This is a genomic window from Alteromonas sp. 1_MG-2023 (assembly GCF_030547075.1).
GTDB lineage: Bacteria > Pseudomonadota > Gammaproteobacteria > Enterobacterales > Alteromonadaceae > Alteromonas.
In genome coordinates this window covers 62,522-87,215 of sequence record NZ_JAUOQH010000007.1, presented here as the reverse complement: position 1 = coordinate 87,215, position 24,694 = coordinate 62,522, and the positions used below count along the sequence as shown (strand labels likewise).

Annotated in this window: 18 protein-coding genes; 7 read left to right on the top strand and 11 right to left on the bottom strand. The window is 43.7% G+C overall.

Going from position 1 to position 24,694, the window contains the following annotated elements; all coding sequences use genetic code 11:
- Positions 1–17: 17 nt before the first annotated feature.
- The 3 genes from pepA to Q4561_RS09460 are packed head-to-tail and all read left to right on the top strand — an operon-like array spanning position 18 to position 4,769.
- Entirely contained in the window at positions 18–1,523 is a 1,506-nt protein-coding gene (gene pepA / locus Q4561_RS09470; protein WP_211071606.1) for a leucyl aminopeptidase, read from the top strand.
- 6 nt (positions 1,524–1,529) lie between these two features.
- A complete protein-coding gene (locus tag Q4561_RS09465; RefSeq protein WP_013782780.1) occupies positions 1,530–1,955 on the top strand; it encodes a DNA polymerase III subunit chi in 426 nt (141 codons plus the stop codon).
- Positions 1,956–1,994: 39 nt separating this feature from the next.
- Positions 1,995–4,769, top strand: a complete 2,775-nt coding sequence (locus Q4561_RS09460; protein WP_303459575.1) for a valine--tRNA ligase — start codon at positions 1,995–1,997, stop codon at positions 4,767–4,769.
- Positions 4,770–5,003: 234 nt separating this feature from the next.
- Here Q4561_RS09460 and Q4561_RS09455 read toward each other — a convergent pair whose 3' ends face one another.
- The 6 genes from Q4561_RS09455 to Q4561_RS09430 form a co-directional block, all read right to left on the bottom strand.
- Positions 5,004–7,667 carry an ATP-binding protein gene (locus tag Q4561_RS09455; RefSeq protein ID WP_303459573.1) on the bottom strand — a complete coding sequence of 888 codons (2,664 nt, stop codon included), beginning with the start codon at positions 7,665–7,667 and terminating at the stop codon, positions 5,004–5,006.
- Positions 7,668–7,701: 34 nt separating this feature from the next.
- Positions 7,702–8,976, bottom strand: coding sequence for a PotD/PotF family extracellular solute-binding protein (locus tag Q4561_RS09450; RefSeq protein ID WP_303459571.1), 1,275 nt, complete (start codon positions 8,974–8,976; stop codon positions 7,702–7,704).
- 143 nt (positions 8,977–9,119) lie between these two features.
- Positions 9,120–10,523, bottom strand: a complete 1,404-nt coding sequence (locus tag Q4561_RS09445; RefSeq protein WP_303459568.1) for a diguanylate cyclase — start codon at positions 10,521–10,523, stop codon at positions 9,120–9,122.
- A gap of 181 nt (positions 10,524–10,704) precedes the next feature.
- Complete coding sequence (locus Q4561_RS09440) at positions 10,705–11,541, bottom strand: choice-of-anchor H family protein (protein WP_303459565.1); 837 nt, start codon at positions 11,539–11,541, stop codon at positions 10,705–10,707.
- 117 nt (positions 11,542–11,658) lie between these two features.
- Entirely contained in the window at positions 11,659–12,057 is a 399-nt protein-coding gene (gene rraB / locus Q4561_RS09435) for a ribonuclease E inhibitor RraB (protein ID WP_303459563.1), read from the bottom strand.
- Between the two features lie 30 nt (positions 12,058–12,087).
- Positions 12,088–12,813 carry a 1-acylglycerol-3-phosphate O-acyltransferase gene (locus Q4561_RS09430; protein WP_303459560.1) on the bottom strand — a complete coding sequence of 242 codons (726 nt, stop codon included), beginning with the start codon at positions 12,811–12,813 and terminating at the stop codon, positions 12,088–12,090.
- A 233-nt stretch (positions 12,814–13,046) separates the two neighbouring features.
- Between Q4561_RS09430 and Q4561_RS09425 the strand changes: the two genes are divergently transcribed.
- Positions 13,047–14,186: an HD domain-containing phosphohydrolase gene (locus tag Q4561_RS09425; RefSeq protein WP_303459557.1), complete on the top strand. Its 1,140-nt coding sequence runs from the start codon at positions 13,047–13,049 to the stop codon at positions 14,184–14,186.
- 214 nt (positions 14,187–14,400) lie between these two features.
- Here the strand turns inward: Q4561_RS09425 and glnG are convergent, their stop codons facing one another.
- The 4 genes from glnG to glnA form a co-directional block, all read right to left on the bottom strand.
- Positions 14,401–15,810 carry a nitrogen regulation protein NR(I) gene (gene glnG / locus Q4561_RS09420; RefSeq protein ID WP_303459555.1) on the bottom strand — a complete coding sequence of 470 codons (1,410 nt, stop codon included), beginning with the start codon at positions 15,808–15,810 and terminating at the stop codon, positions 14,401–14,403.
- On the bottom strand, positions 15,800–16,885 hold the full coding sequence (gene glnL, locus Q4561_RS09415) for a nitrogen regulation protein NR(II) (RefSeq protein ID WP_303459553.1): 1,086 nt from the start codon (positions 16,883–16,885) through the stop codon (positions 15,800–15,802). The genes glnG and glnL overlap by 11 nt, the downstream gene beginning before the upstream one ends.
- A gap of 126 nt (positions 16,886–17,011) precedes the next feature.
- Positions 17,012–17,581, bottom strand: a complete 570-nt coding sequence (locus Q4561_RS09410; protein ID WP_303459550.1) for a DUF4124 domain-containing protein — start codon at positions 17,579–17,581, stop codon at positions 17,012–17,014.
- A 103-nt stretch (positions 17,582–17,684) separates the two neighbouring features.
- On the bottom strand, positions 17,685–19,094 hold the full coding sequence (gene glnA, locus Q4561_RS09405) for a glutamate--ammonia ligase (RefSeq protein ID WP_303459547.1): 1,410 nt from the start codon (positions 19,092–19,094) through the stop codon (positions 17,685–17,687).
- Positions 19,095–19,526: 432 nt separating this feature from the next.
- On the opposite strand from glnA, the gene typA reads away from it, so the two are divergent.
- The 3 genes from typA (at position 19,527) to Q4561_RS09390 (ending at position 23,184) form a co-directional block, all read left to right on the top strand.
- Positions 19,527–21,356 (top strand): translational GTPase TypA, encoded by a 1,830-nt coding sequence (gene typA / locus Q4561_RS09400; RefSeq protein WP_303459545.1) that lies wholly within the window; start codon positions 19,527–19,529, stop codon positions 21,354–21,356.
- Between the two features lie 197 nt (positions 21,357–21,553).
- Positions 21,554–21,931: a response regulator gene (locus Q4561_RS09395; protein ID WP_303459543.1), complete on the top strand. Its 378-nt coding sequence runs from the start codon at positions 21,554–21,556 to the stop codon at positions 21,929–21,931.
- Between the two features lie 107 nt (positions 21,932–22,038).
- Entirely contained in the window at positions 22,039–23,184 is a 1,146-nt protein-coding gene (locus Q4561_RS09390) for a MalY/PatB family protein (RefSeq protein WP_303459542.1), read from the top strand.
- 141 nt (positions 23,185–23,325) lie between these two features.
- Here Q4561_RS09390 and Q4561_RS09385 read toward each other — a convergent pair whose 3' ends face one another.
- Positions 23,326–24,552 (bottom strand): Nramp family divalent metal transporter, encoded by a 1,227-nt coding sequence (locus Q4561_RS09385; protein ID WP_303459540.1) that lies wholly within the window; start codon positions 24,550–24,552, stop codon positions 23,326–23,328.
- Between the last annotated feature and the right edge of the window lie 142 nt (positions 24,553–24,694).

Sequence of the window (24,694 nt, the reverse complement as noted above, 5' to 3'; positions counted from 1 at the left end):
AAAAACGAGGTGATATCGTGGAGTTTAGTGTAAAAAGTGGCAGTCCGGAAAAACAACGCAGTGCCTGTATTGTTGTCGGGGTCTTCGAGCCGCGCCGCCTTACCGCGGTGGCTGAACAACTAGACGAAATCAGTGAAGGCTATATTAGCAACTTATTACGCCGCGGCGACCTAGAAGGTAAAGCCGGGCAAATGCTATTGCTGCACCATGTACCGAATGTACTGAGTGAGCGCGTATTATTAGTAGGTTGCGGAAAAGAGCGCGAACTTGATGAGCGCCAATACAAGCAAATTATTGCCAAAACCATTACTACCCTAAACGAAACGGGCTCGATGGAAGCGGTGTGTTTCTTAACGGAATTACACGTTAAGGGGCGCGACACATATTGGAAAGTGCGTCAGGCCGTAGAAGCAACCGAAGATTCTTTGTATACCTTCTTGCAACTTAAAACCAAGAAAGGTGAGCCACGTCGTCCGTTACGTAAAATTGTATTTAACGTACCTACACGCCGCGAACTCACCGTGGGTGAGCGTGCGGTAGAACACGGGCTAGCCATTTCTCGCGGCGCGAAAGTAACCAAAGATGTGGCTAACATGCCGCCGAATATCTGTAACCCTGCTTATTTGTGGGAGCAAGCGCAGTCATTAGCCAGCCAGTACGAAAGCATAAGTGCTGAAGTAGTGGATGAAACCCAAATGGCTGAATTAGGCATGCAAGCTTATCTAGCTGTGGGCCGTGGTTCTGCAAACGAAAGCATGATGAGTATTATGCATCACCGTGGCGGTCCAGCCGATCAAGCGCCAATTGTGCTGGTGGGTAAAGGGCTTACCTTCGACTCAGGTGGTATTTCGATTAAACCTGGCGAAGCCATGGATGAAATGAAATACGACATGGGCGGTGCAGCAGGTGTGCTAGGTACCATGCACACTATTGCAGCGCTAAACTTGCCCATAAACATAATTGGTGTATTAGCCGGCTGTGAAAACATGCCAGATGGTACTGCATATCGTCCAGGCGATATTCTAACCACCATGTCAGGGCAAACTGTTGAAGTATTAAATACAGATGCAGAAGGGCGCTTGGTACTGTGTGATGCGTTAACTTACGTTGAGCGCTACGAGCCTGAGTTAGTGATTGACGTGGCTACCCTAACCGGTGCAGTCATTATTGCGCTTGGCCACCATGCAACTGGCGTAATGAGCACGCACAACCCGCTTGCCCATGAACTGCTAAATGCCTCTGAGCAAAGTTCAGATCGCGCATGGCGTTTACCCGTGTGGGATGATTACCAAGAACAGCTTGAAAGCCCGTTTGCTGATATGACTAACTTAGGTGGTCGTCCGGCAGGCAGTATTACCGCGGCGTGTTTCTTGTCTCGTTTCACCAAGAAATATAACTGGGCACACTTAGATATTGCCGGTACTGCATGGCGCAGTGGCAAGAACAAAGGTGCAACAGGGCGACCTGTTCCTATGTTATCGCAGTTCTTAATGAACCGCGCTGGCACCAAGTTAGAGGACTAACGCACGATGCCTCAAGTCGTGTTTTATCAACTGAGCGCAGGCGACACGAGTGTGGCGTCTCGTGCGAGCGAACTTATTGCAGATGCTTTTGCGAACAAGCAAAAGATAAGCGTGTTATGCGATACGCAAAAGCAAGCCGAAGAAGTTGATGAATTTTTATGGCAACTGCCGGCCAATCGCTTTGTTCCTCACAACCTATATGGTGAAGGGCCACAAAGCGGCACGCCGGTGGAAATATGTTGGCAACCCGAGCAGGTTGCCCGCCGTCAAATGGTGGTTAATGTTGGTTCGGGCATGGTGCCTTCGCCAAATCAACATCGCCAAATTATCGATTTTGTTCCCGTAGATGACGAAGCCAAACAGGCTGCGCGGGTGCGATATAAGAACTACCAGCAAGCCGGATGTAACATGCAGTTTAAGAAAACTGCGTAGTGATCATATCAGAATCGGGCTTCACAACGAGAGTAAGTAATGGATAAAACCTTCGAACCACAGTCCATTGAGCAGCAATGCTATGAAAAATGGGAAAATTCGGGCCTTTTTAAAGCATCGGGCAGCGGCGATCCGTATTGTATTTTGCTTCCACCGCCGAATGTTACCGGTAGCCTTCACATGGGGCACGGTTTTCAACAAACCATTATGGATGCCTTAACCCGCTATCGCCGTATGAAGGGTGACAACACCTTATGGCAAGTGGGTACCGACCACGCGGGTATCGCTACCCAAATGGTGGTAGAACGCCAATTAAATGCAGAAGGTAAGACCCGTCATGATTTAGGTCGTGAAGACTTCATCAAAAAAGTCTGGGAATGGAAAGAGCACAGTGGTGGAACCATTACGGGGCAAATGCGCCGTTTAGGGACATCACCTGATTGGTCTCGTGAAGTGTTTACCATGGACGACAAGTTGTCTGATGCGGTAACCGAAACTTTCGTAAAGCTTCACGAAGAAGGCCTAATTTATCGCGGCAAGCGTTTGGTTAACTGGGATCCGGTACTGCACACCGCAGTATCAGACTTAGAAGTACTAAACGAAGAAGAAGATGGCCACATGTGGCACATGCGCTACCCACTTGCTGATGGCAGCGGTGAGTTAGTCGTAGCCACAACACGCCCAGAAACCATGCTAGGTGATACCGCCGTTGCGGTGCACCCTGATGACGAACGCTATCAAGCTTACATTGGTAAAGACATTAAACTGCCTATTACGGGCCGTTTAATTCCTGTTATTGCCGATGACTATGTAGATCAAGAGTTCGGTACAGGCTGCGTTAAAATTACGCCAGCTCACGACTTTAACGATTACGATATGGGTAAGCGCCACAGCCTACCAATGATCAATATCTTAACTGACGATGCCAAAATTAATGATGAGTCGCCAGAAGCTTATCGCGGCCTAGACCGTTTCGACGCACGTAAGCAAATTGTGGCCGACTTAGACGCCCAAGGCGCATTAGTTAAGATTGAACCGCATAAGCTTAAAGTGCCTCGTGGCGACAGAACTGGTGCGGTTATTGAGCCTTACCTTACCGACCAATGGTACGTGGCGGTTGAATCACTGGCCAAGCCTGCTATTGAAGCAGTAGAAAGCGGCGAGATTCGTTTTGTGCCAGAAAACTGGAACAAAACCTATTACCAGTGGATGCACAACATTCAAGATTGGTGTATTTCTCGTCAGTTGTGGTGGGGACACCGCATTCCTGCATGGTACGACGACAGCGGAAAGATTTACGTGGGTCGTACTGAAGCAGAAGTTCGCGCTAAAAACAGCTTGGGCGACGACATTGCCCTTCGCCAAGATGACGATGTACTTGATACGTGGTTCTCATCTGCATTATGGCCGTTCGCGACCATGGGCTGGCCTGAAAAAACGCCTGAACTAGAAACCTTCTTGCCTTCATCGGTATTGGTAACCGGCTTCGATATCATTTTCTTCTGGGTAGCCAGAATGATCATGATGACGAAGAAGTTCACAGGCCAAATTCCGTTTAAGGATATTTATATTACTGGTCTTATCCGAGATGAGAACGGCGATAAAATGTCTAAGTCAAAAGGGAACGTACTTGACCCTATCGACCTTATTGACGGTATTGACCTTGAAACGCTAGTGAAAAAACGCACCTCAGGCATGATGCAGCCAAAGCTAGCTGAAAAGATTGAGAAGCGCACTCGTAAGCAATTCCCAGATGGTATTCATGCTTACGGTACAGATGCACTTCGTTTTACTTTTGCTGCCATGGCGTCAACCAGCCGTGATATCAACTTTGATATGGCGCGGGTTGAAGGTTATCGTAACTTCTGCAACAAGATTTGGAATGCATCACGTTTTGTACTGATGAATGCCGAAGAGCATGATACAGGCCGTGATGGCGGCGAAATGGTATTAAGTATTGCTGATCGCTGGATTTGGGCTAAGTTCCAACAAACCCTTGTTGAGTTTGAAAAAGCGTTAGAAGACTACCGTTTCGACATTGCTGCGCATATTGTTTATGAGTTTACTTGGAACCAGTTCTGCGATTGGTACTTGGAGCTTACGAAACCTGTGCTTAGCAATGAAGCTAGCAGTGAAGCCGAGAAGCGTGGTACACGTCATACGTTAATTAACGTACTAGAAAACTTGCTACGTTTGTTGCACCCGTTAATGCCGTTTATTACCGATACTATTTGGCAGCGTGTTGTACCATTAAGTGCGCTACAGGTTGAAGAGAATGCCAGCATTATGGTGCAAGCATTCCCAGTACAAGATGCCGCTAAGCAAGATGAGCAAGTGCTTGCCGATATTGAGTGGGTGAAGAAGTTCATCGTGGGTATTCGTAATATTCGCGGCGAAATGGATATTTCTCCGAATAAACCGCTTAATGCCTTACTCAAAAACGTAAGTGCTGAAGATAGCCGCCGTTTAGATGCTGCTAAGGCCTTCTTAGACAAGTTATCTAAGCTTGAAACAGTAACCATCCTCAAAGACGGTGAAGAAGCGCCTGCGAGTGCTACGGCGTTGGTGGGTGAAATGGAAATTCTTATTCCAATGGCGGGTCTTATTGACAAAGATGCCGAGCTTGCTCGTATCACTAAGGCCATGGATAAAGTGGATAAAGACGTTTCACGTACACGTGGAAAGCTGGGTAACGAGAAGTTTGTAAGTAACGCCCCAGACGCCGTAATTGAGAAAGAGCGTGCTAAGCTGGAAGAAGGCGAGAAGCAGCTCGAAAAGCTCAAAGAACAGTACGAGACGATTGCTGCGTTATAGTGTTTTACGAACACCTTATAGCCACGCTATAGCCGCAGTATTGTAGTATTGGTTTATAGGCAATGAGCTTTAGTTAAGTAAAAAAGATAATAGGGTTGTCGAAAGACAACCCTTTTTTATGACAGGGTCAAACCGGCTACGCGTACTAGCAGGTCTTCTGAAGCTGTCGAAAGAGTTTGTGTACAAGCTGGAATAGGGGAGCGGCCTAAAGGCTGACTTAAAGGCTAATTCTCCTTAGCTATATAAATAGCGCTTTAACATATCAACAAGTGCTTTACGCTTAATGGGCTTAGTTAGATAATCATTCATTCCTACATCAATGGCACTTTGTTTATCTTCTTTCATGGCGTTAGCTGAAAGGCCAATAATAGGCAAAGAGGTGAAACCTGCTGCTCTAAGCGCTTTGGTAGCTTCATAGCCATCCATTACCGGCATTTGTACATCCATTAACACTAAGTCGTAATGCGGCGCGTTTTCAATCTTTCGCATCGCCTGATTGCCATCTTCAGCGATATCAAACGTAAGCCCCAATGTTTTGAGCATTTCACCCGTTACCACTTGGTTAATATTGTTATCTTCTACCAGTAATATATGGCCTTCTAAATTGATATCGTCGCTACTATCTTTACGTTCAAAAATTGCTTGAGGTGATGCTTCGCTTACCAACTGTGACATGAATTGCTCAAATTGAGCAGGAGTGAAAGGATGCATAATTAGCGGGCCCTTCCAAAAGTTGGTGTACTTGTCGTGTAACGCGCTACCTACCGTATCCATAATCAAGCCGACATGTACTTCTTGTTCTGTTAACTCGTGAAGCCAACCAATATTCTCTTTAAACGTCGTAAAGTTAGGAATATCTACAATAAGGTGCTTCGGTAAAGTTTCTAACGTTTTCGCGTCACTAATACCCATTATATTGTCGTGACTTATTTGAATAATCGTTTGATAAGTTTCAGGAAGCAGGGGCGAAGAAGTAAGGTACACACTTGACGTTGGCAGCTGTGGTGTTAGGTCGAATATGCCTGGTTGGTTCTCAAAAACACGAAGAGGTAGTGAGATAGTAAATGTACTTCCTTTACCTGCTTCTGATGTAGCAGACAAAGTACCGCGCATTAAGTCGGTTAATTGTTTTACGATGGCTAACCCTAAGCCTGTGCCACCGTATTTACGATTTGTGGCGTCATCCGCTTGCGTGAAGGGGTTAAAAATTCGGGCAAGTTGTTGGTCGTTCATACCTATCCCTGAATCTTGAATGCTCATTGTTAGGGAAAGCAAATTGCCTTTGTCGTTTACGCTACCATCAAAGTGAATACTGATATGCCCTTGCTCAGTAAATTTCACCGCATTACTGCCAATGTTCATTATTATTTGAGCAATACGTAATGGGTCGCCAATAACTTGGGGCGGTATTGAGGGCGAAACAATAAAACGAACCGCTAAGTTCTTTTCTTTAGCCCGAAGGGCTATTACTGCAATTAAGTTGTCGAAAAGCGAGTGCAAAGAAAAGCTGACTTCTTCAATTTTAAGTTTACCTGCTTCAATTTTGGAGAAATCTAAAATATCATTGATAACACTCATTAATATCTGGCTAGAGTAGGCCGCTTTGTCCAAATATCCTCTTACAATATCCGGCACCTGATGCTGCTGTGCTAATTCAACTAAGCCAATAATACCGTTCATAGGGGTACGTATTTCATGGCTCATGTTTGCCAAAAAGATACTTTTCGATGCGGTGGCTCGTTCCGCTTTTATTTTGCTGTCGGTGAGTTCTTTGTTAAGAGATTCCAAGCGGCCATTAAGCCCGCGAGCCTCTAATAACAAACTTTCAGTCTGCTTGTTCTTATCGCTAAATACATGGGCAGATCTCGCAAGATTACCAATTTCATCATTGCGATTATGCCCAGGAATTCTGGAAATATTTTGACCTTCAGAAAGTCGATTAAACACTTGAGTAATGGTTTTAATGGGCCCGAGAATTCGAAACGCAGTAAATATTGCTGCAGCAATGGCAAGAAGGATGGCCACAAACGAAAATATTTCTCCATTACGACGAGTTTCTTGGGCTACTACATAGGTGTCTTGCGTGATTGATTCAGTTTTCGACGTTACTTGATTTGCAAGTTCACCGCTTAAATACAAAAACTCATTGGCAGAACCAGCCATCACCACATTGACCAAAAACAAATTCCCTTGGGTAATTTGCGTGAGTTTGAACATGTCTGTTTCGGCTTGAACTAGATGCGTATTGATACGGGTATGAAACTCGGGAGTTGATTTCGTAATCTCTCTAACTGCAGTAAATGCCTCGTTGAACTGAGAAATTAACGCCATATCAGGTTTCATTAGGTAACGAAGAATAGCATTTTGTGCATTAGCGATGTGAAAATTGAGTTGGTCAATGGTGCCTTGTTTAATATTAAATTCAGTGTTCGCGGCGTTGAATATTTTCTTAACGGCTAAAATATCAGACAAAGAGCCCTCAACGATGAGATCATCTTTTCTTGAGCGAGCATCAATAACTTGGCGGAAGTTTTCCTGATACGCAACTAAATGCTTGCGCATACGAGACAATACGTAAGATTCGTCTATCTCATCAATTTGGGCGTTTGGATCAGCCAGTTGGTCTAGCCGTTTATTAATTGATAGCATTAACCTCTCAAATCGGGTTACTGCTGACTGGCTTGCGTTTTCTTTAAAAATTAATACATTACGTTGAAGATCTATAACATCTCTTTCGAGCTCTTTTACCAAACCAACCTCGATAACAGCACGACTAGAAGACGCCATACCGCTACTTAAAACAGATAGATTTTCTCTTGCGATAAACCCTTGTAACAACAATAGGGCGACTAACGCAATCAATACCAAAATAAGCTGAGTTCGAATAGATGACAGCATAACTATTTCTGTGCCTTTCACTTAACTATTTTAGCTAAGACGTAATAAATTCATACCATTTCTGGAGACTGTATTCATAGGTTGGCATAACTGTGTTCCATACAGCAACATTACTGAACCTATCTTCATAGCTTCCCCCAGAACGTTGCTCGCCTTTTTGAACACTCACCTTACCCATTGGACTCTTAAGATTTTCGCTTGCTGGTAACCCTTTGTACCAGTAATCCCACTCAGCTTGCGATAAGTATTTTGCTGACCGTTGTGGGTTTGATATGTAGTAGCCCTGACGCGCAATAAACGCACCAGGCCAGCCTGATAACCACCAATTCATGTACTCGTAGGCAACGTCCTTGCTGCGGCCCTGAGATGTCGATGATAGGCACATTACACCATGCCAACCTCGGTAACCCTCTTTAGGTGCGGCAAACTTAACGGGAATGTTTTGACCGTTAAGTGCAGATACGGCAGGAGAAAACATGCTTTCTATAGTCACTCTTTGACTCTTCATGAATTGGACTGATTCGGGAACCGATGTCCAAAAGCCGCTGAAATGATTTAGTTGTGATAACTCGATGAGAATACTGAATAAGCTGTCGAGTTCTTGGGTGGTCATCGCACCTATGTCTTCAAAGGTAATGTAACCTTTCGCTTGGGCGGCTAGCGCTAAATCGAAAAGCCCAATGGTGGGGTCATTTACAATTCCTACTTTGCCAGATAAGCGGCTATCAAGCAGCCAACCCCAGCTTTCTTCCTTACCTTTTAGAGGCTCTGGGAATTGTGCTGTGTTGTATCCGAAAGAATCTACATTATGCACGTAAGGCAAGAAGCTAATGGTTTCTGTATGTTCAATGCCCAAACTGCCATCGGGTTGAACATTGATAATTTTATGCGGTGCGTCTCCGGCTCCTAACTTAGCCGAGTCTGTTACTTTCCCTGTTTTAGTTAAGTCATTAATTTCGTCCCAATAGATAAGCTTTTTCTTTTCGATAGGCTGAATTGCCTTCGAGCGCCAGAGCACATTAATGCTATTTGACCATTGCTCATACAAGTCGAAAGAGTCTGGATTCATCGATGCTTTTTGAAGCACGGTGGCGCTTCCACCAGGCTCAAATTGAATATTAATGCCTAAGTCAGCCATAGCATGTTGGCGAATTTCTTCTTGAAGTGTCACATGCGTGCCCATTACCTTTAACGTTGGCTTGGGTTTACCAATAGCAAAAGGGGTTACACCTGCCGTTACACCTAGCGCTGCCGCTCCCTTGATAAAGCTTCGCCGAGGGTAAGAAGATAAACGGTGGCTGGGGGGCATTCAAATAACTCCATTGGTTCAGTAATAGTAAATTTTATTCTGGCATCGATTTTGGGTATTTACCAAGTTAAATGCCCAATCTAGCCTCATTTTAGACAAAAGAACTAGTTGAATAGTGCTCTGTTGTTTTTTTCTATAAAGTATTAACTAACTGAATTAAATTCGATTTTTTCTTGTCGGATAAGGCTTACCCGATTTCTACCTTCACGTTTAGCTTGGTACAGAGCTTCATCAGCTTTGCTTACCATTTCTTTTGTTTGTAGATGTATATCATTTACATAATACGCCCCAATACTAATAGTCACGTTATAGCCTTTTAGCGCAGGAAGCGTATCTGAAATTAACTCTACTCTTTTTCTAAGGCGTTCAAGAATATCTTCAGGATTATGCGATCCCGGCAGTATCATGCAAAAGGCAAACTCTTCACCTCCCACTCTACCAATTGCATCCTCTTGCCTGAAAAACTGCTTCATAGATTTCGCAATAGCGACTAATACGTCATCGCCAAACGCATGACCGTAAGTATCATTAAGTTTCTTAAAGTGATCGACATCTGCAAGTCCAACAAGTAAAGAGTGCTTGTGACGGGTAGCAAAATGCGTAGATTTTTCTAAGTCTTCTTCAAAAGCCCGCCTATTCGGAATATCAGTTAAGGAGTCGAAGTAAGCGAGTTTTTCAAGTTTCAGGTTGACGTTACGAAGCTCTCTCGTTCGCTGGCTTACTAATTCCTCTAAATTTTCTCGAATATCTCTCAGCTCAGAATTTCGGGTATTAAGTTGCTCAGCATGAAATTTAACGGCGCTAACGTCTCGTTCAACAGAAGCAAAGTGAGTGACTTCACCAAATTGGTTTTTAAGGGGAAATATGCTCATTTCAACCCAATAAGGAGTACCGGTTTTGGTATAGTTGAGCAGTGTTTCCGTGATTGGCTTTTTCTCGGCAAGTGCTTGGTAAATGCGAGTTGTTGCCTGCGTATCGGTTAGCGTTCCTTGAAATATCCTCGGGGTTTCGCCTATCAACTCTTCGCGTGAATAGCCGGTAAGATTACAAATTGCGTCGTTTACATAAATAATTTGCGGTGATAGGGGCCCCTTAATAGATTCTGCCTCGGTAACAATAATCATATCTTGTGCACTTTGCACAATATCAAGAAACGAAAAGTCTGCAATTTTTTGGGTGATTTCAGTAAAGTAAACCACCACAAAACCTACGCCGTTACTTTTCTCAGGATAGGCACTTACACTCAACCAACACACTTCCCCAGTTGGCTCATCAACTAAGCCTATTACTTCATCTGTAATAGAAACATTTAACGAGATCACTTTACTAACCGGGTATTCATCTGGGTGTAGCCGACGGTTTTGCCTATCTATAAACTCCCATCCATTTAATGATTTGTGTCGACTTTGTAAGTTGTCCACAGACGTATTAAAAAGCTTTGTAGCCGCAGGGTTCACATAAACAATTTGTGAATCCCACGAATGTATCACCACGCCAATATTCGCGTGCTCTAATAAATTTATCAGGTTTACATTTTCTAAACTCATCGCCACATACCAACTAAAATTCATATAACGATGTGGCTACCATCCCGTAACCACTTCAGTAAGTCATTATGGCAACTGAGGAAGTTGTATAATGCTTCTTTTTTGTTCTACGACTTTAGTATAGTAGTAAACCGATAAAACGTTGTATTTCTGTGAAAGTCTTTTTAGCCTACTTTAACAGCTAGTATTTAACTGCTCTGCGCATAACTAAAGCAAATGCGATAAAGAATAGACTATATAGACCAGTGGAGCCGCCGTGCTCTTCAACTACAATTACCGTATCTTCATAGATATATTCGTGATTGTCGCTTTCTAAACTAAGGTAAGCCAAATCTGCGTCATCGTAGCCATCAGAAAACGCAACAAGCTCTTCAGAATAAGCATCATACACTTCGATAAGCACGTCATATTCTGCAGCAGGAAAACCTGACAGCAAGCGACTTTCTACGACAAAAGAATCAGAAGAGTCTTCACCATACAGTACAAATTCTGAGGTAACGTGAATGGATTCATAACGATCGTTTCTGCCAAGGTAAATCACGGCGTATACCAATGCACTATCAAAAACGGTATCTGCATCGAATTCGACGGTAAATTCAGAGTAGTAACCGTCATAATCGATATCAGTATCTAAAGATACCCAGCTATCGTAAATCCAATAATCTGATAATAGTGTGGCAGACTGTGCCTCTTCGTATGATTTGCTGATGCCGCTATAATTGCTTTCACGTGTGGCTTGTTTATTGGCTGCTGGGGTTATTATCTTCGAGGAGGCATCGTTAATCTCAGTGCCTTTATCTGTGCCAGCGCTTTCGCTTAGCGGGGAGTTAGATGTTTTGCCAGCAGTCTCAGTCAAGGCTTCACTAGCTGAGTAAACTGCGCCGTAACGGTATTCTGTAGATTCCACAGAGATAGGCTCGTTTGCTGGCGTGTCAGCAGCATATGATGCAGTGGGTAGTAGAGTAGGAAGTAGGGCTATTAGGCTTAACGTAGCCAGAGAGTAAATGGGTGGTTTCATTGTTTACATCCTTTTCTAATCAATAATGATAGGAGCCATTATTAATTAAATAAGATGAACAAAAACTGAAGCCACCCTTAATGTAGTGAGTATTGTTCCAATTACAGCAACGAAGTTTTAGTCTTCTAGGTAGTCGTCTTCATACTCATCTTCATCGTCGCCACGAGGCATGAAGTATGTCCCCCAGCCGTCGTATTGTACGTCTTGCTTGTCGGCAATTTTTAACAGGGCATCAGAGTCTGCGTTAAGCTTTTCGATGTTTAATTCCCGCTCAACTACTGCATCGAAACAAAAAATAGTGCCGCCATCATCAAGCATCAACTCTTCAGCGTCAGTCACTTCAAAGCCTGCTTTAAACGTATCAACAGCTGCTTTTTCTAACTTGTCGAAGTCGTTGCTCGCAAAGTGATGCTCAATGGTATATTCAGCATCGGCCTGACTACCATCTTCTAATAATGCTTCTATGGTTTCCTCATTAAAGGAATACCATTCTTCTCTTTCATCAAACTGGCTCATAAAGCAAAACCTCAATCATTTTTGGCAAGTTTACCTGCTTTTTTCCATTTCAGCGACTTCAGCATCTAACTCGGCCATCTTGTTTTTCATCTGGTCATTGAAATACTGCATCCAGACTTTAATCGGCTTTTCATCAGTGAGCGGTTTAGGCGCACTTATATCAATAAGCACTACGCCATTATCCCATCGGTTCCACTTCACTTTGTTATGCAGATTACTGGCAGTAACCATAACAATAGGTTCATTAGTGGTCTTAGCTAGGCGAAATGCGCCTTGTTTAAATGGTAATAAACCACGGCCATAGCTTCTGGTTCCTTCTGGGAAAAACCATACCGATGTGCGCTTTTTCGCAATGCGATTAGCGGCTATATCTAGGGTGTTTCTGGCTTTTCCAGAATTTTTACGGTCGATAAGAATATTACCTGACAACCAGTAAATTTGACCAAATATTGGGATCCACTTAAGACTTTTTTTACCTATTGTCACTACACCCGGTAAGGCGGCTTTACAGATGGTCATCACATCATAGCTATTTTGATGATTAGCGATGTACACATAAGGCTCTTTAATATCTACCGCGGGGTCTTTTCGAACAATCACCTTCATACCCATTACATAAGACATTAACGAATAAAGTTTACCCGCCGTATGCACGTTATCTTTGTGGAAAGGGCGTAAAATACAAACTGCGAGAAGGGCGATGTTAATCAACAGAAATGAAAAAAGCAGCGCGGGAACGCGTAGTAAAGCTATCAAAGTGACTCCTGAATATAAATGACGCGCGAAGTATAAAGTAAGTTTCAGCGTACACTTGTCCGATGAGTTATTATAGATGCTTTCGCCCCCCTGATGTCATGGAATCACAATAAATTCGTTCAAAATGGGAAAGTTATTCTAAAATACATATCTTTAGTATGAAAAAACTTGGCCGATAGCATACTTACAGAAATTAAACGTGCTACTTCATCCACACCAACTCGGTATCTACAATGCAGACATTTGTACCTGACGACCTCGAAGAAGATATTCTTTGCGACTTAATGGAAGAAATTAATGAGCTTTATGAAGCAAGTGAGCAAACATTAATCGAACTTGAGCTACGTCCTGAGGACAATGAGTTGCAACGCGCATTGTTTCGCTCTATTCATACGATTAAAGGGGATCTTGGCTTAGTTAACTTCACTCCGATGATCCCATTGCTGCAGCACGTAGAAGACTTACTCGATTATTTGCGCAAAAGCCAGGTGTCTTATACCAGTAACATGAGCGATTTAGTGTTACTCACCATGGATAGGGTAAAAGCGTTTGTTGAATCGGTGATGGCCGCAGGAAAAGCTGAGTATGACGAGACACTTCATCAGCAACTTGTGCTGGCAATTAGTCGGATTACGCCAGATAACGGTGATGAGCATGAAAAGCGCCTTACCGAGGCGGTTTTACTACTAAACCCGGCACTAGATGTAGTAACCGACGATAGTAACCCAGAAAAAATTCAGATAAAGCCGCCTACGCTCGCCACGTCTGGCATTCCTAAAGATATGAGTAGTGAAAAGAAACAGGATATTCTTTTTTTTCGCGATCTTATGCAAACCATAGAGCGCCGCTCAAACTATTGGGTAGGACGAGGGGATAGGGTGGCAAAGTTAGCCCTTTTTATTAATAGTACCGCAGGCACACCTATTGACGAGTCTCAGCTTGCGGTAGCCAGCTATGTGCACGACTTTGGGATGGCTTTCATGCCGCTAAAGTTGTTGCATAAAAATGAAGCGTTAACCGATATAGAATTTAATCTAATGCGCTCGCATGTGTATAAAAGCTCTCGGTTACTCGAGCATTTAGACCAGTGGGATTTAGCCCGTAAAATCGTGATGCAACATCATGAACGTACCGATGGAACAGGTTACCCGTTAGGCCTAAAGGAAGATGATATTTGTGACGGTGCTAAGTTATTAGCCATTGTTGATACTTACGATGCCATGACGCATTCCCGAGCACACAATGAAGATAAGCAATTATCTAAGAAAGAGGCTGTGATAGAAATTAATCGCAGTGCGAAAGGTCAATTCAGCATGAAGTGGGTTAGGCTTTTTAATCAGGCAATGACGAGCTTGTTGAAAAAAGGCGGTTAGTATTTCAGTTTACAGTCTTTAAAAATCGAATTTAAAAATAGCTCATATAAATGTTCACAGTATAAAAAGCTCGTCGTTTAACGTCTGCACATAAAAAGTGCCTCGCATAAGAAAGCCCGCTATTCAAAATGAATAAAGCGGGCTTTTATGTATTGAGTATGACTTAACTATTAGGTGTGACCTGCCTATTAGCTGCAACAATAGCCTAGTGAAACTAAGTAATTCCCAGTTCTTTCAATTTACGGGTTAGGGTATTTCGACCCCAGCCTAAACGTTTTGCGGCGTCTTGCTTATGGCCGTGGGTATGTTGAAGGGCTCGTTCTAACATGATTTTTTCAAACGTAAGCATGGCATCGTTCAAAATGTTATATCTACCATCACGAAGCTGTTTGTCAGTCCATCGTGCTAACAAGTCTGGCCAATCGCCTGCTTCCGCTGCCGGTTTTTCAATGCTGCTGTCTGAATGAATTTCGGGTGGTAAATCGCTTGGTAACACTTCTTGCCCGCTGGCCATTACGGTAAGCCAACGGCATACGTTTTCTAGTTGTCTGACGTTTCCAGGCCAAGGAAGCTGAGCCATTAGCTTTTCGGCATCTTTGCTTAAGCTTTTTGCTTCAACATCGAGTTCTTTCGCGGCGCGTCGTAAAAAATGTCGCGCTAACAAATGAATGTCTTCGCGACGCTCCGATAACGAAGGCAAGTGCACACGAATAACGTTTAAGCGGTGAAATAAATCTTCACGAAACTTTCCATCGGCCACACGCTTTTCTAGATTTTGATGGGTTGCTGCAATAATCCGCACATCTACCGATACCGATTGATGACCCCCTACGCGGTAAAATTGGCCGTCGGCCAATACCCGCAACAAACGGGTTTGAACGTCTAACGGCATATCCCCTATTTCATCAAGAAATAGCGTACCGCCATCGGCTTGCTCAAAACGACCTTGGCGAGCATTTTGTGCTCCCGTAAACGCGCCTTTTTCATGGCCGAATAACTCAGACTCCACCAAGTCAGCTGGAATAGCGGCCATATTAAGTGCAATAAACGGCTTGCTAGAGCGAGGACTATGGCGATGCAAGGCATGGGCAACCAGCTCTTTACCAGTACCTGATTGCCCATTAATCAATACACTAATCGATGAGCGAGATAACCTACCTATGGCGCGGAAAACTTCCTGCATGGCAGGAGCTTCACCAATAATTTCGGTTTCAGGATCTTCTTGAGGAGCTTGTTGCGTTTTCGATTGCTCTCTAGCATGAGCTAGCGCTCGCTGCGTAAGGGTAACCGCTTCATCAATATCAAAAGGTTTAGGTAAATACTCGAAGGCGCCCTTTTGATAGGCATTAACCGCACTGTCTAAATCAGAATGCGCCGTCATAATAATAACAGGCATCATAGGATGCGTAGCATGCACTTCATTAAGCAATGTCATGCCGTCCATCTGCGGCATTTTGATATCAGAGATAATCACTTCTGGCGCTTGACCGCTTTGTAACTGAAGGAGTAAATCTTGTGGGTTTTCAAAACACAAGCATCCGATGCTTGCTGTTTGTAAGGCCTTTTGAAGCACCCAACGAATAGAACTATCATCATCGACAATCCATACTGACTCATTGGTCATTGTCTGTCTCCTTGCGGTCTATCGGAATATAAATTACGAATTCGGTGTGCCCAGGATGGCTTTCAACATCAATTTTTCCACCGTGATGGTTTATCAATGTTTGTGATATCGATAAACCCAAACCGGATCCATTTTGCTTACTGCTTACCATGGGGTAAAAAAGCGTGTCTTTTATGTCAGGGGGAATACCCGGGCCATTGTCTATCACCTTGATTTTAGCGATTAACGCATGGCGGTGTCCCTGAATAGTCATTTGCCGTTCAATGCGTGTTACTAAGCGAATTTGAGGATTAGGTGTTTCGCTTTCGGTTAGCGCCTGAATACTATTTCTAACAATGTTTAACACAGCTTGTTGAATCATATCTGCGTCAATCATTAACGGCGGAATACTGGGGTCGTAATCACGAATGATGGTAATAGGGGTTTCTGAATCTACTCGCATTAGGCTTCTCACTTGCTCTAATGCTTGATGAACATTGCTCCAGTTGAACCGCGGAAGCGAATTTGGGCCGAGTAATCGATCGACCAAATTACGCAAGCGATCAGATTGCTCAATGATCATTTGGGTAAATTCTTTGTGCTCTTCGCTTAGCTCTTTTTCAAGTAACTGCGCGGCGCCGCGAATGCCCCCTAGCGGGTTTTTAATTTCGTGGGCAAGCCCACGAACGAGCTCTCGGGCTGCATAGTGTTGCGCATTTTGTAAGTTTTCACGGGAGATTCTTTTTTGCTGATCTATTTTTTTTACTTCAAATAGCAGCCGAGCCCCTTCTTCTAATTGCAAATTCGTTACGGTTAAATCAACCATGACGTTGCGGTTATCTCTGAAACAGAGCCGGATTTCATTTTCGGTGAAGTCTTCTCCGTGTCTTAATGCTGCGCGTAAGCGAGTGGGGTCAATATTCCCAGGTATGAAAAAGTCATTAAGACGATGGCCTAATAACTGCTTTCTGCCTGTTTCAAACAGCGCCTCACCTGCGTGGTTGGCGTAAACGATATTTAATTTATCGTCGACCATGACCAGCGCAGTATTCAGGCTATTTAAAAATTGTTGCGTGTCTAACTCGGTTGATTGCATCCGAGTCTATCTCCTCTGCACTGTAAAGGTGCATTGTAACGTAACGATAAAAATTGTAGGCACAGAATTGGTGTTACTTTTTTTCTGCTCCCCGCGATGGTGCGGGCTTTGCGCTACTATCGAACGTTAGTTGCTATTTATTAACGCTGATGCTTGATGAAGAAACAGCGTTTGTAGTGCAGAGGATGCAAGAGTCTTGCCCTTATTGTCGGTTAGCTCAACCTTATATTGGTGTTCGCCCCGATTTATACCATTTAAGTTGAATACCCCAGTAGTATTGCTCTCCAATAGGGCGCCATCAAAAATTAATTGATAACGTGGGGCTTTCACTGAAGTAGGCTGATTAGCGCGTATTGTCAGGTTTCCTGCGTTGTTGCGTAAGGTTGCACCTGGGGCAGGAGAGGCAATAGTCACCTCATATTTTTTCTTTTCAGTTTTGGTGGTTTGGGGCTGCGCAGGTTTAGGAACCGAAGGGCTTGAAACCACATTCTGTGTCTTCGCATCAAATTCAACGGTGGCACCTTCTGGGGAAGGGCTATCGGTGTATAACACGCTGCCATCGGCCTGCTTTACTTTGTAAACCGCAGTACTTCCGGTGTTTGAGACATCAGGATCTTTTGGCTTGCTTTGCCCATGACTTCCAAAAGACGCTAACCCAATAGCCGCAACTAATATGATATGTAGATTGATTTTCAATTGATAGATCCGCTTTTAGTTTATTGTTTCTATAGTAGAAAAGCTTTGGCATAAAAAAAAGCCCGCATATGCGGGCTTTCGTATTTAAGTGTATACGCGTAGATTAAACGCTGTAGTACATATCAAACTCAACAGGGTGAGTAGACATTGCAAGTGTAGTCACTTCTTCTTGCTTAAGCGCAATGTAAGCATCAATCATGTCGTCAGTCATAACACCGCCAGCTTTAAGGAACTCACGGTCGTTATCCAATGCTTCAAGTGCCATTTCTAGCGAGCTAGCAACCGTTGGAATTTCAGCCGCTTCTTCTGGTGGTAAGTCGTACAAGTCTTTATCCATAGAATCGCCAGGATGGATCTTGTTCTTAATACCGTCAAGGCCAGCCATAAGCATTGCTGAGAAAGCAAGGTATGGGTTAGCTGTTGGGTCAGGGAAACGTACTTCGATACGACGTGCTTTATCGCTAGTTACGTATGGAATACGAATTGATGCAGAACGGTTTCGTGCAGAGTATGCAAGCATTACCGGTGCTTCGAATCCTGGAACCAAACGCTTGTAAGAGTTCGTTGATGCGTTAGCAAAAGCGTTGATTGCACGAGCGTGTTTAATAATACCGCCAATGTAGAAAAGCGCTTCTTCAGAAAGACCAGCATATTTGTCACCTGCAAAGATGTTTACGCCATCTTTAGAGATTGATTGGTGACAGTGCATACCAGAACCGTTATCACCTACAAGAGGCTTAGGCATGAATGTAGCAGTTTGACCGTAAGCATGCGCTACGTTGTGTACTACATACTTGTATACTTGGATTTCATCCGCTTTAGTTACTAGCGTGTTGAATTCGCATGCGATTTCGTTTTGACCAGCAGTAGCTACTTCGTGGTGATGCGCTTCAATAACTAAGCCCATTTCTTCCATTACTAAACACATTGCTGCACGAATATCGTGTGCTGAATCTACTGGAGGTACTGGGAAGTAACCGCCTTTAACGCCAGGACGGTGACCCATGTTTCCGCCTTCAAAATCGGCGCCTGAATTCCATTTTGCTTCAGCAGCATCAATTTTGTAGAAAGAACCTGCCATGTCTGTGTGGAATTTCACATCATCAAACAAGAAGAATTCTGGCTCTGGACCGAAGAAAACTGTGTCGCCGATGCCGGTAGATTTTAGGAATTCTTCTGCGCGGCGTGCAACAGAGCGTGGATCGCGTTCGTAACCTTCCATAGTAGAAGGCTCTAAAATGTCACAACGAATGTTTACTTGAGTTTCTTCTGCGAATGGGTCGATAACCGCACTCGTAGGATCAGGCATAAGTACCATGTCAGATTCGTTAATGCCTTTCCAACCAGCAATTGAAGAACCATCGAACATTTTACCTTCTTCAAATGTTTCTTCTTCAACTGTGCTAGCAGGAATAGATACGTGTTGTTCCTTGCCCTTAGTATCAGTAAAGCGTAAATCAACAAATTTCGCTTCACATTCTTTAATTAGCTCTAATGCCTTTTTAACTGACATCGTGTCCTCCAGGTTTGATGTAAAAATGCGGAATGATCAGCTTCATCCCAACAGTGGAAAAACTAAAAGCGATTATCATGCCATCTATCTTAGTTCCGATTTTGCTGGCTTAGCAGCAAGAGAAATACCGAAAGATGAATGACCTTGCACCTAAATGGTGCTGTTTCGCTATATTTTGGTGCAAATTAAATGTGAGTAGCTGACATCTAGCCTAGAGTAACTCGTCTTCACTTACCACCCTAAAACACGGCTCAAAAGTAAAAAATTAGTTAATCAAAGGCTATAATAAAGAAAATCTTGCCTCCTAGTAAAAAAAGGTGCGCAAATGCCGTGGTTTTTCTGTACAATCCGCGCAAATTTTTCTATCTGCATTTTTTGCAACAAATCTAATGCATGCTTAAACACATGTAATGATTTACACAGGCTCCCTAGATGAATACCACTGATATTAATAAATTACGTAACATTGCTATTATTGCTCACGTTGACCACGGTAAAACAACTTTGGTTGATAAACTGTTACAGCAGTCAGGCACTCTTGAAACTCGCGGTGAGCAAGAAGAGCGCGTGATGGACTCGAATGACATCGAGAAAGAACGCGGCATCACAATCTTAGCGAAAAACACTGCTATTAACTGGAACGACTACCGTATCAACATCGTAGATACTCCAGGACACGCCGATTTCGGTGGTGAAGTAGAGCGTGTAATGTCAATGGCCGATTCAGTGTTGCTTCTAGTTGACGCGCAAGAAGGTCCAATGCCTCAAACGCGTTTCGTAACACAAAAAGCATTTGCTCAAGGCTTGAAGCCAATTGTTGTTATCAACAAAATTGACAAGCCAGGCGCACGTCCTGATTGGGTTATGGATCAAGTATTTGATTTGTTCGACAACCTTGGCGCAACTGATGATCAGTTAGATTTCCAAGTTGTATATGCATCAGCACTTAACGGTTGGGCTTCATTAGATGCCGACAAACCTGAAGATGACATGAATGCTTTGTTCCAAACTATTGTTGACCAAGTATCTCCTCCAGACGCTGATGCTTCTGGTGCATTCCAAATGCAAATTTCTCAACTTGATTACAACTCTTATGTAGGTGTAATTGGTGTTGGCCGCATTAAGCGCGGAACTGTTAAGCCAAACCAACAAGTAACTGTTGTTACTGCTGAAGGCGAAAAGCGTAACGGTAAAGTTGGCCTAGTATATGGTTACCTTGGTTTAGCACGTCACGAAGTTGAAGGTGCAAGCGCAGGCGATATCATCGCAATCACAGGTTTAGGTTCGCTTAAAATCTCTGACACTATTTGTGATGTTAACCAAGTAGAAGCAATGACGCCGTTATCTGTTGATGAACCAACAGTAACCATGACTTTCCAAGTAAACACTTCACCGTTTTCTGGTAAAGAAGGTAAATACGTTACTTCACGTAATATTCTAGAGCGTTTGAATGACGAACTAGTACATAACGTTGCACTACGTGTTGAAGAAACACCAGATCCGGATAAATTCCGCGTATCAGGTCGTGGTGAACTTCACTTGGGTATCCTTATTGAAAACATGCGTCGTGAAGGCTACGAGCTAGCAGTATCACGTCCAGAAGTTATTCTTAAAGAAGAAGATGGCCAAACACAAGAACCGTTCGAAACACTAACGGTAGACTGTGAAGAAGCGCATCAGGGCTCAATCATGGAACAACTTGGTCTGCGTAAAGCTGAAATGACTAACATGTCTCCAGATGGTAAAGGCCGTGTACGTATCGACTTCGTAATTCCTAGCCGTGGCTTGATTGGTTTCCAAACTGAATTCATGACAATGACGTCTGGTTCTGGTTTGCTTTACCATACATTCGATCACTATGGTCCGTACAAAGGCGGTATCATTGGTAAGCGTAAGAATGGTGTTCTTATTGCCAACGCTAACGGTAAAGCCCTAACTAACGCCTTGTTTAACTTACAAGAGCGTGGTCGTTTGTTTATCGGTCACGGTGTAGAAGTTTACGAAGGTATGGTTATCGGTATCCACAGCCGCGACAACGACCTAACTGTTAACGCCCTTAAAGGGAAGCAGTTAACCAACGTTCGTGCTTCTGGTACTGATGAAGCGCAAACTTTGGTTCCGCCTATCAAGATGTCTCTTGAGCAAGCGCTTGAGTTCATTGATGAAGACGAACTAGTAGAAGTAACGCCTGTGTCTATTCGTATTCGTAAGAAACTTCTTACTGAAAACGAACGTAAGCGTTCTTCACGCGAGAAAAAGTAGTCACTTTTGCATTGTTAACCTAAAAGGTTACTAAATGCAGTAAAGATGATTCAAGAAACGCCAGCCTTAACGCTGGCGTTTTTTTTTGCTAACCTATTTTTGCTGAAGCATTTTGCTGAGATTTCGACGAAAGGTGGGTTGGCAATATTCACTTAGGTCTCTATCATCAAGTTAATGAAATTAAAAAGGCAAAGCCTGTGTTCTCTGTAGCAGTTATTGAAGACGATGTTATCACGCTTGATTTAATCACCGATGCATTAGAAACACGCTTATCGGCGACGGTTTATCCATTCAGCCGTAGTAAAATTGCCCGTGAGTTTCTGCTTCAACAGACCCCTGATACGCTACAACTTATTATTAGCGACCAAGTCATGAAAGAATACGATGGCTTAAGTTTGTTAAAAGCATGTCGCTCAGCAAACCTCTTAGTTCCTTTTTTGCTTATTACGGGCGATCCGGTTAAAGAAGTTGTGATGGAAGCGCGTAAACTAGGTGTGTCTGGCTTTCTCGCTAAACCACTCAATATGGAAGCCTTGGCCGAAAAAGCGAAAGCCGTAGCGCTAGCGGGAAGATAGAATAGCGCAAACAAATAAAAAAGTGCTAAATGGTCTAAGCAGCGCTAGTTTATATGCTCATGAATTATTACACTGGTGCCATAATGTAATGGCAACAGGATGTATGTGTGACGATTAACTTTGACCAAACTCCACCTCGTAAAGATACCTATTCGTTCAAATGGCAAAAATATAAAGGTAAGGACATTATTCCTGCTTGGGTTGCCGACACTGAATTTCGTTGCGCACAGCCTATTTTAGATGCTATTTCAGCAAAAGTTGAGCACGGTAACTTAGGTTATGTATTACCTGGTCAGCATCAAGGCGCTATTAGTGCAATACAGCGCTGGTTGAAAGACAAACATGACTGGGATGTAAAAGCAGAATGGATTGTGTGGACACCAGGCGTAGTGCCTGCGTTCAACGTAGCCTGTAAAGCGTATTGTGAGCCAGGCGATAAGGTGCTTATACAAACGCCAAACTACCCCCCATTGCTAGCGGCGCCCAAATTAAATGAACTAGAGCGCATCGATATTGGCACTGTGATTGACCCAGAATCAAAAGGAAATCGCTACACATTGGATTTCGAAGCACTAGAAGCCCATGCCGCCGACCCCAAATGTAAGCTATTCATTCTTTGTAATCCAATGAACCCTGTAGGCTCGGTCTTAACTAAAGCAGAACTAGACCGAGTGGCTGATATTTGTAACGCTAATGACGTGCGGTTATGCTCAGATGAAATCCACTGTGATTTAATCTTAGAGCCAGGCGTTAAGCACATTCCTGCCGGTCGTGAGGCTAACTTAGCCGACAACAGCGTTACCCTAATGGCTGCAAGCAAAACTTTTAACGTTGCGGGTTTAGGTACTTCTTTTGCGATTATTCCAGACCCTAAACTTAGGCAGCAATTTACCAGTGCAGCCGCGGGTATTATGCCTTGGGTTACCGTACTAGGATTAGCCGCTACCGAAGCCGCATTTACTTTATGTGATGATTGGCATAGTGCCCAAATTGATTATTTGCGCGCTAACCGTGATGCCGTGTATGAAACGATAAACGGTATCGACGGATTATCAATGTTGAAACCCGACGCTACCTTTCTAGCCTGGGTAGACGCGAGCGGTTTAGGTGTAGAAAACGTGCAAACATGGGCAGAAGAAAAAGGCGTAGGCCCTTCTCCTGGCGCAGATTTTCATAAAGCAGATCATTTCAGAATTAACTTCGGTTGCAGTCAGTCTATGCTAAACGACATACTCCAACGTTTAGCTAAGTAGCCGGCAATTTAAATGCTAATTACACGCTAGCCCCTATTTACGCGTTAACTACTGATTAAACGCTAGCATATAGAAAACGCCCGTTTGCTTTACGTATAACGGGCTTTTTTGTGTCGGTGAGCCTTCCTAAATAGCGTTTGTTTATATGAATAGGCTAGTGAGTTTGTAAAGGCCTAGCCCTATTACCACAGATACCACTACCACACCGGCAAGGTTGCTCCACAGAGTATTTTTGAAATCACCGAGGGCTTTGCTTTTATTCATGACAACCAACAAAAAGATAGCAATAATAGGCAGCAATAAACCATTGGTAGCCTGAGCAAATAATATAGCCGGCAAAGGTTTAAAACCTAGTGCAGCAACGGCAACGCCACACACAATTATGGCCAGCCACACTGCGCGAAACCCCTTGCTTTTCATGTCGTCAGAAAGGCCTAGGGCACCGCAAACCGCATAGGCTGCTGCAAGGGGGGCGGTAATGGCACTGGTTAGCCCAGCTGCAAATAAGCCTAGTGCAAAGAACCACTGTGCCTTGTCTCCCAGTACAGGCTTTAACTGTTCGCCCATGTTCCCCGCGTCCATAGTGGCGGCTTGGTTGAAAAAGGCCATCATGGCTGTTGCCATTACCACTAGGGTAATTAAGCCGCCCATGCTAATGGCGGTTGCAGATTGCTTCCTACAGGCTTTAATCGCATTGCGTTTATCAGTATTCACTTTGTCCTTGGTTGGGTTCTCTGTGTTTGGAGATGACTTCGCCACAAGACTCGCATGAAGAAATAAGTTGTAAGGCACAATGGTGGTGCCTATTAACGCAAGAATGGTGGTAATAGAATCGGCGGCTAAGCGCGGCTGCATTAACTGACTAAACATTAATGATAAATCGGGTTTAGCAACAATAAGGGTAACGAAAAACACGCCAGCCATTATAAACACAAGGTACACCAGTACGTTTTCTATCCATGAATAGCTGCCGGTCCAAAGTAGTGCGATAGCTAGCGCTCCAAGTATAAGTGCCCAGGTTCCCGTGCCAATTTCCCAAAACGCATCCAGACCAATGGCAGCGCCGGTAAGGTTGCCTGATTCATAAGCGGCGTTCCCAATTCCAATTGCGCTGACAATTAACGCAATAAATAGCATCTTCAGCCAGGGTGTAGACACCATGTCTTTCATTGCTGATGCCAACCCTTTACCCGTTGCCACCCCCAAGCGAGCAGCCATATCTTGTAATACGATGGTGGCAAAAATTGAAAACAATAATGCCCACACCAAATGAAAGCCGAAGTTAGCGCCTGCTAGACTTGCCGTTGTTACTGTACCTGGGCCAATGAAGGCGGCCGCGATAATATATCCTGATTTATCTTTTGCCATTGCAGTCACTCTTAGTTTAGTTTTGCTATCATGACAATAGGTTAGCTATTGCGCAACCACACAGACTCACTCTATCGCTACTTGCTCAACACGTTTTTAAGACAATATGAAAATGGGCGCGAAGGGTACAGGTAACAAAGTG

What these genes read in the sequence shown, in the direction of transcription:
- Q4561_RS09455 (WP_303459573.1), bottom strand. Translation starts at nt 7,667, where the DNA reads ATGCTGTCATCTATTCGAACTCAGCTTATTTTGGTATTGATTGCGTTA.
- typA (WP_303459545.1), top strand. Translation starts at nt 19,527, where the DNA reads ATGAATACCACTGATATTAATAAATTACGTAACATTGCTATTATTGCT.
- Q4561_RS09440 (WP_303459565.1), bottom strand. Translation starts at nt 11,541, where the DNA reads ATGAAACCACCCATTTACTCTCTGGCTACGTTAAGCCTAATAGCCCTA.
- glnL (WP_303459553.1), bottom strand. Translation starts at nt 16,885, where the DNA reads ATGCAATCAACCGAGTTAGACACGCAACAATTTTTAAATAGCCTGAAT.
- Q4561_RS09445 (WP_303459568.1), bottom strand. Translation starts at nt 10,523, where the DNA reads ATGAGTTTAGAAAATGTAAACCTGATAAATTTATTAGAGCACGCGAAT.
- glnG (WP_303459555.1), bottom strand. Translation starts at nt 15,810, where the DNA reads ATGACCAATGAGTCAGTATGGATTGTCGATGATGATAGTTCTATTCGT.
- Q4561_RS09385 (WP_303459540.1), bottom strand. Translation starts at nt 24,552, where the DNA reads ATGGCAAAAGATAAATCAGGATATATTATCGCGGCCGCCTTCATTGGC.
- Q4561_RS09460 (WP_303459575.1), top strand. Translation starts at nt 1,995, where the DNA reads ATGGATAAAACCTTCGAACCACAGTCCATTGAGCAGCAATGCTATGAA.
- Q4561_RS09425 (WP_303459557.1), top strand. Translation starts at nt 13,047, where the DNA reads ATGCAGACATTTGTACCTGACGACCTCGAAGAAGATATTCTTTGCGAC.
- Q4561_RS09450 (WP_303459571.1), bottom strand. Translation starts at nt 8,976, where the DNA reads ATGCCCCCCAGCCACCGTTTATCTTCTTACCCTCGGCGAAGCTTTATC.
- rraB (WP_303459563.1), bottom strand. Translation starts at nt 12,057, where the DNA reads ATGAGCCAGTTTGATGAAAGAGAAGAATGGTATTCCTTTAATGAGGAA.
- glnA (WP_303459547.1), bottom strand. Translation starts at nt 19,094, where the DNA reads ATGTCAGTTAAAAAGGCATTAGAGCTAATTAAAGAATGTGAAGCGAAA.
- Q4561_RS09465 (WP_013782780.1), top strand. Translation starts at nt 1,530, where the DNA reads ATGCCTCAAGTCGTGTTTTATCAACTGAGCGCAGGCGACACGAGTGTG.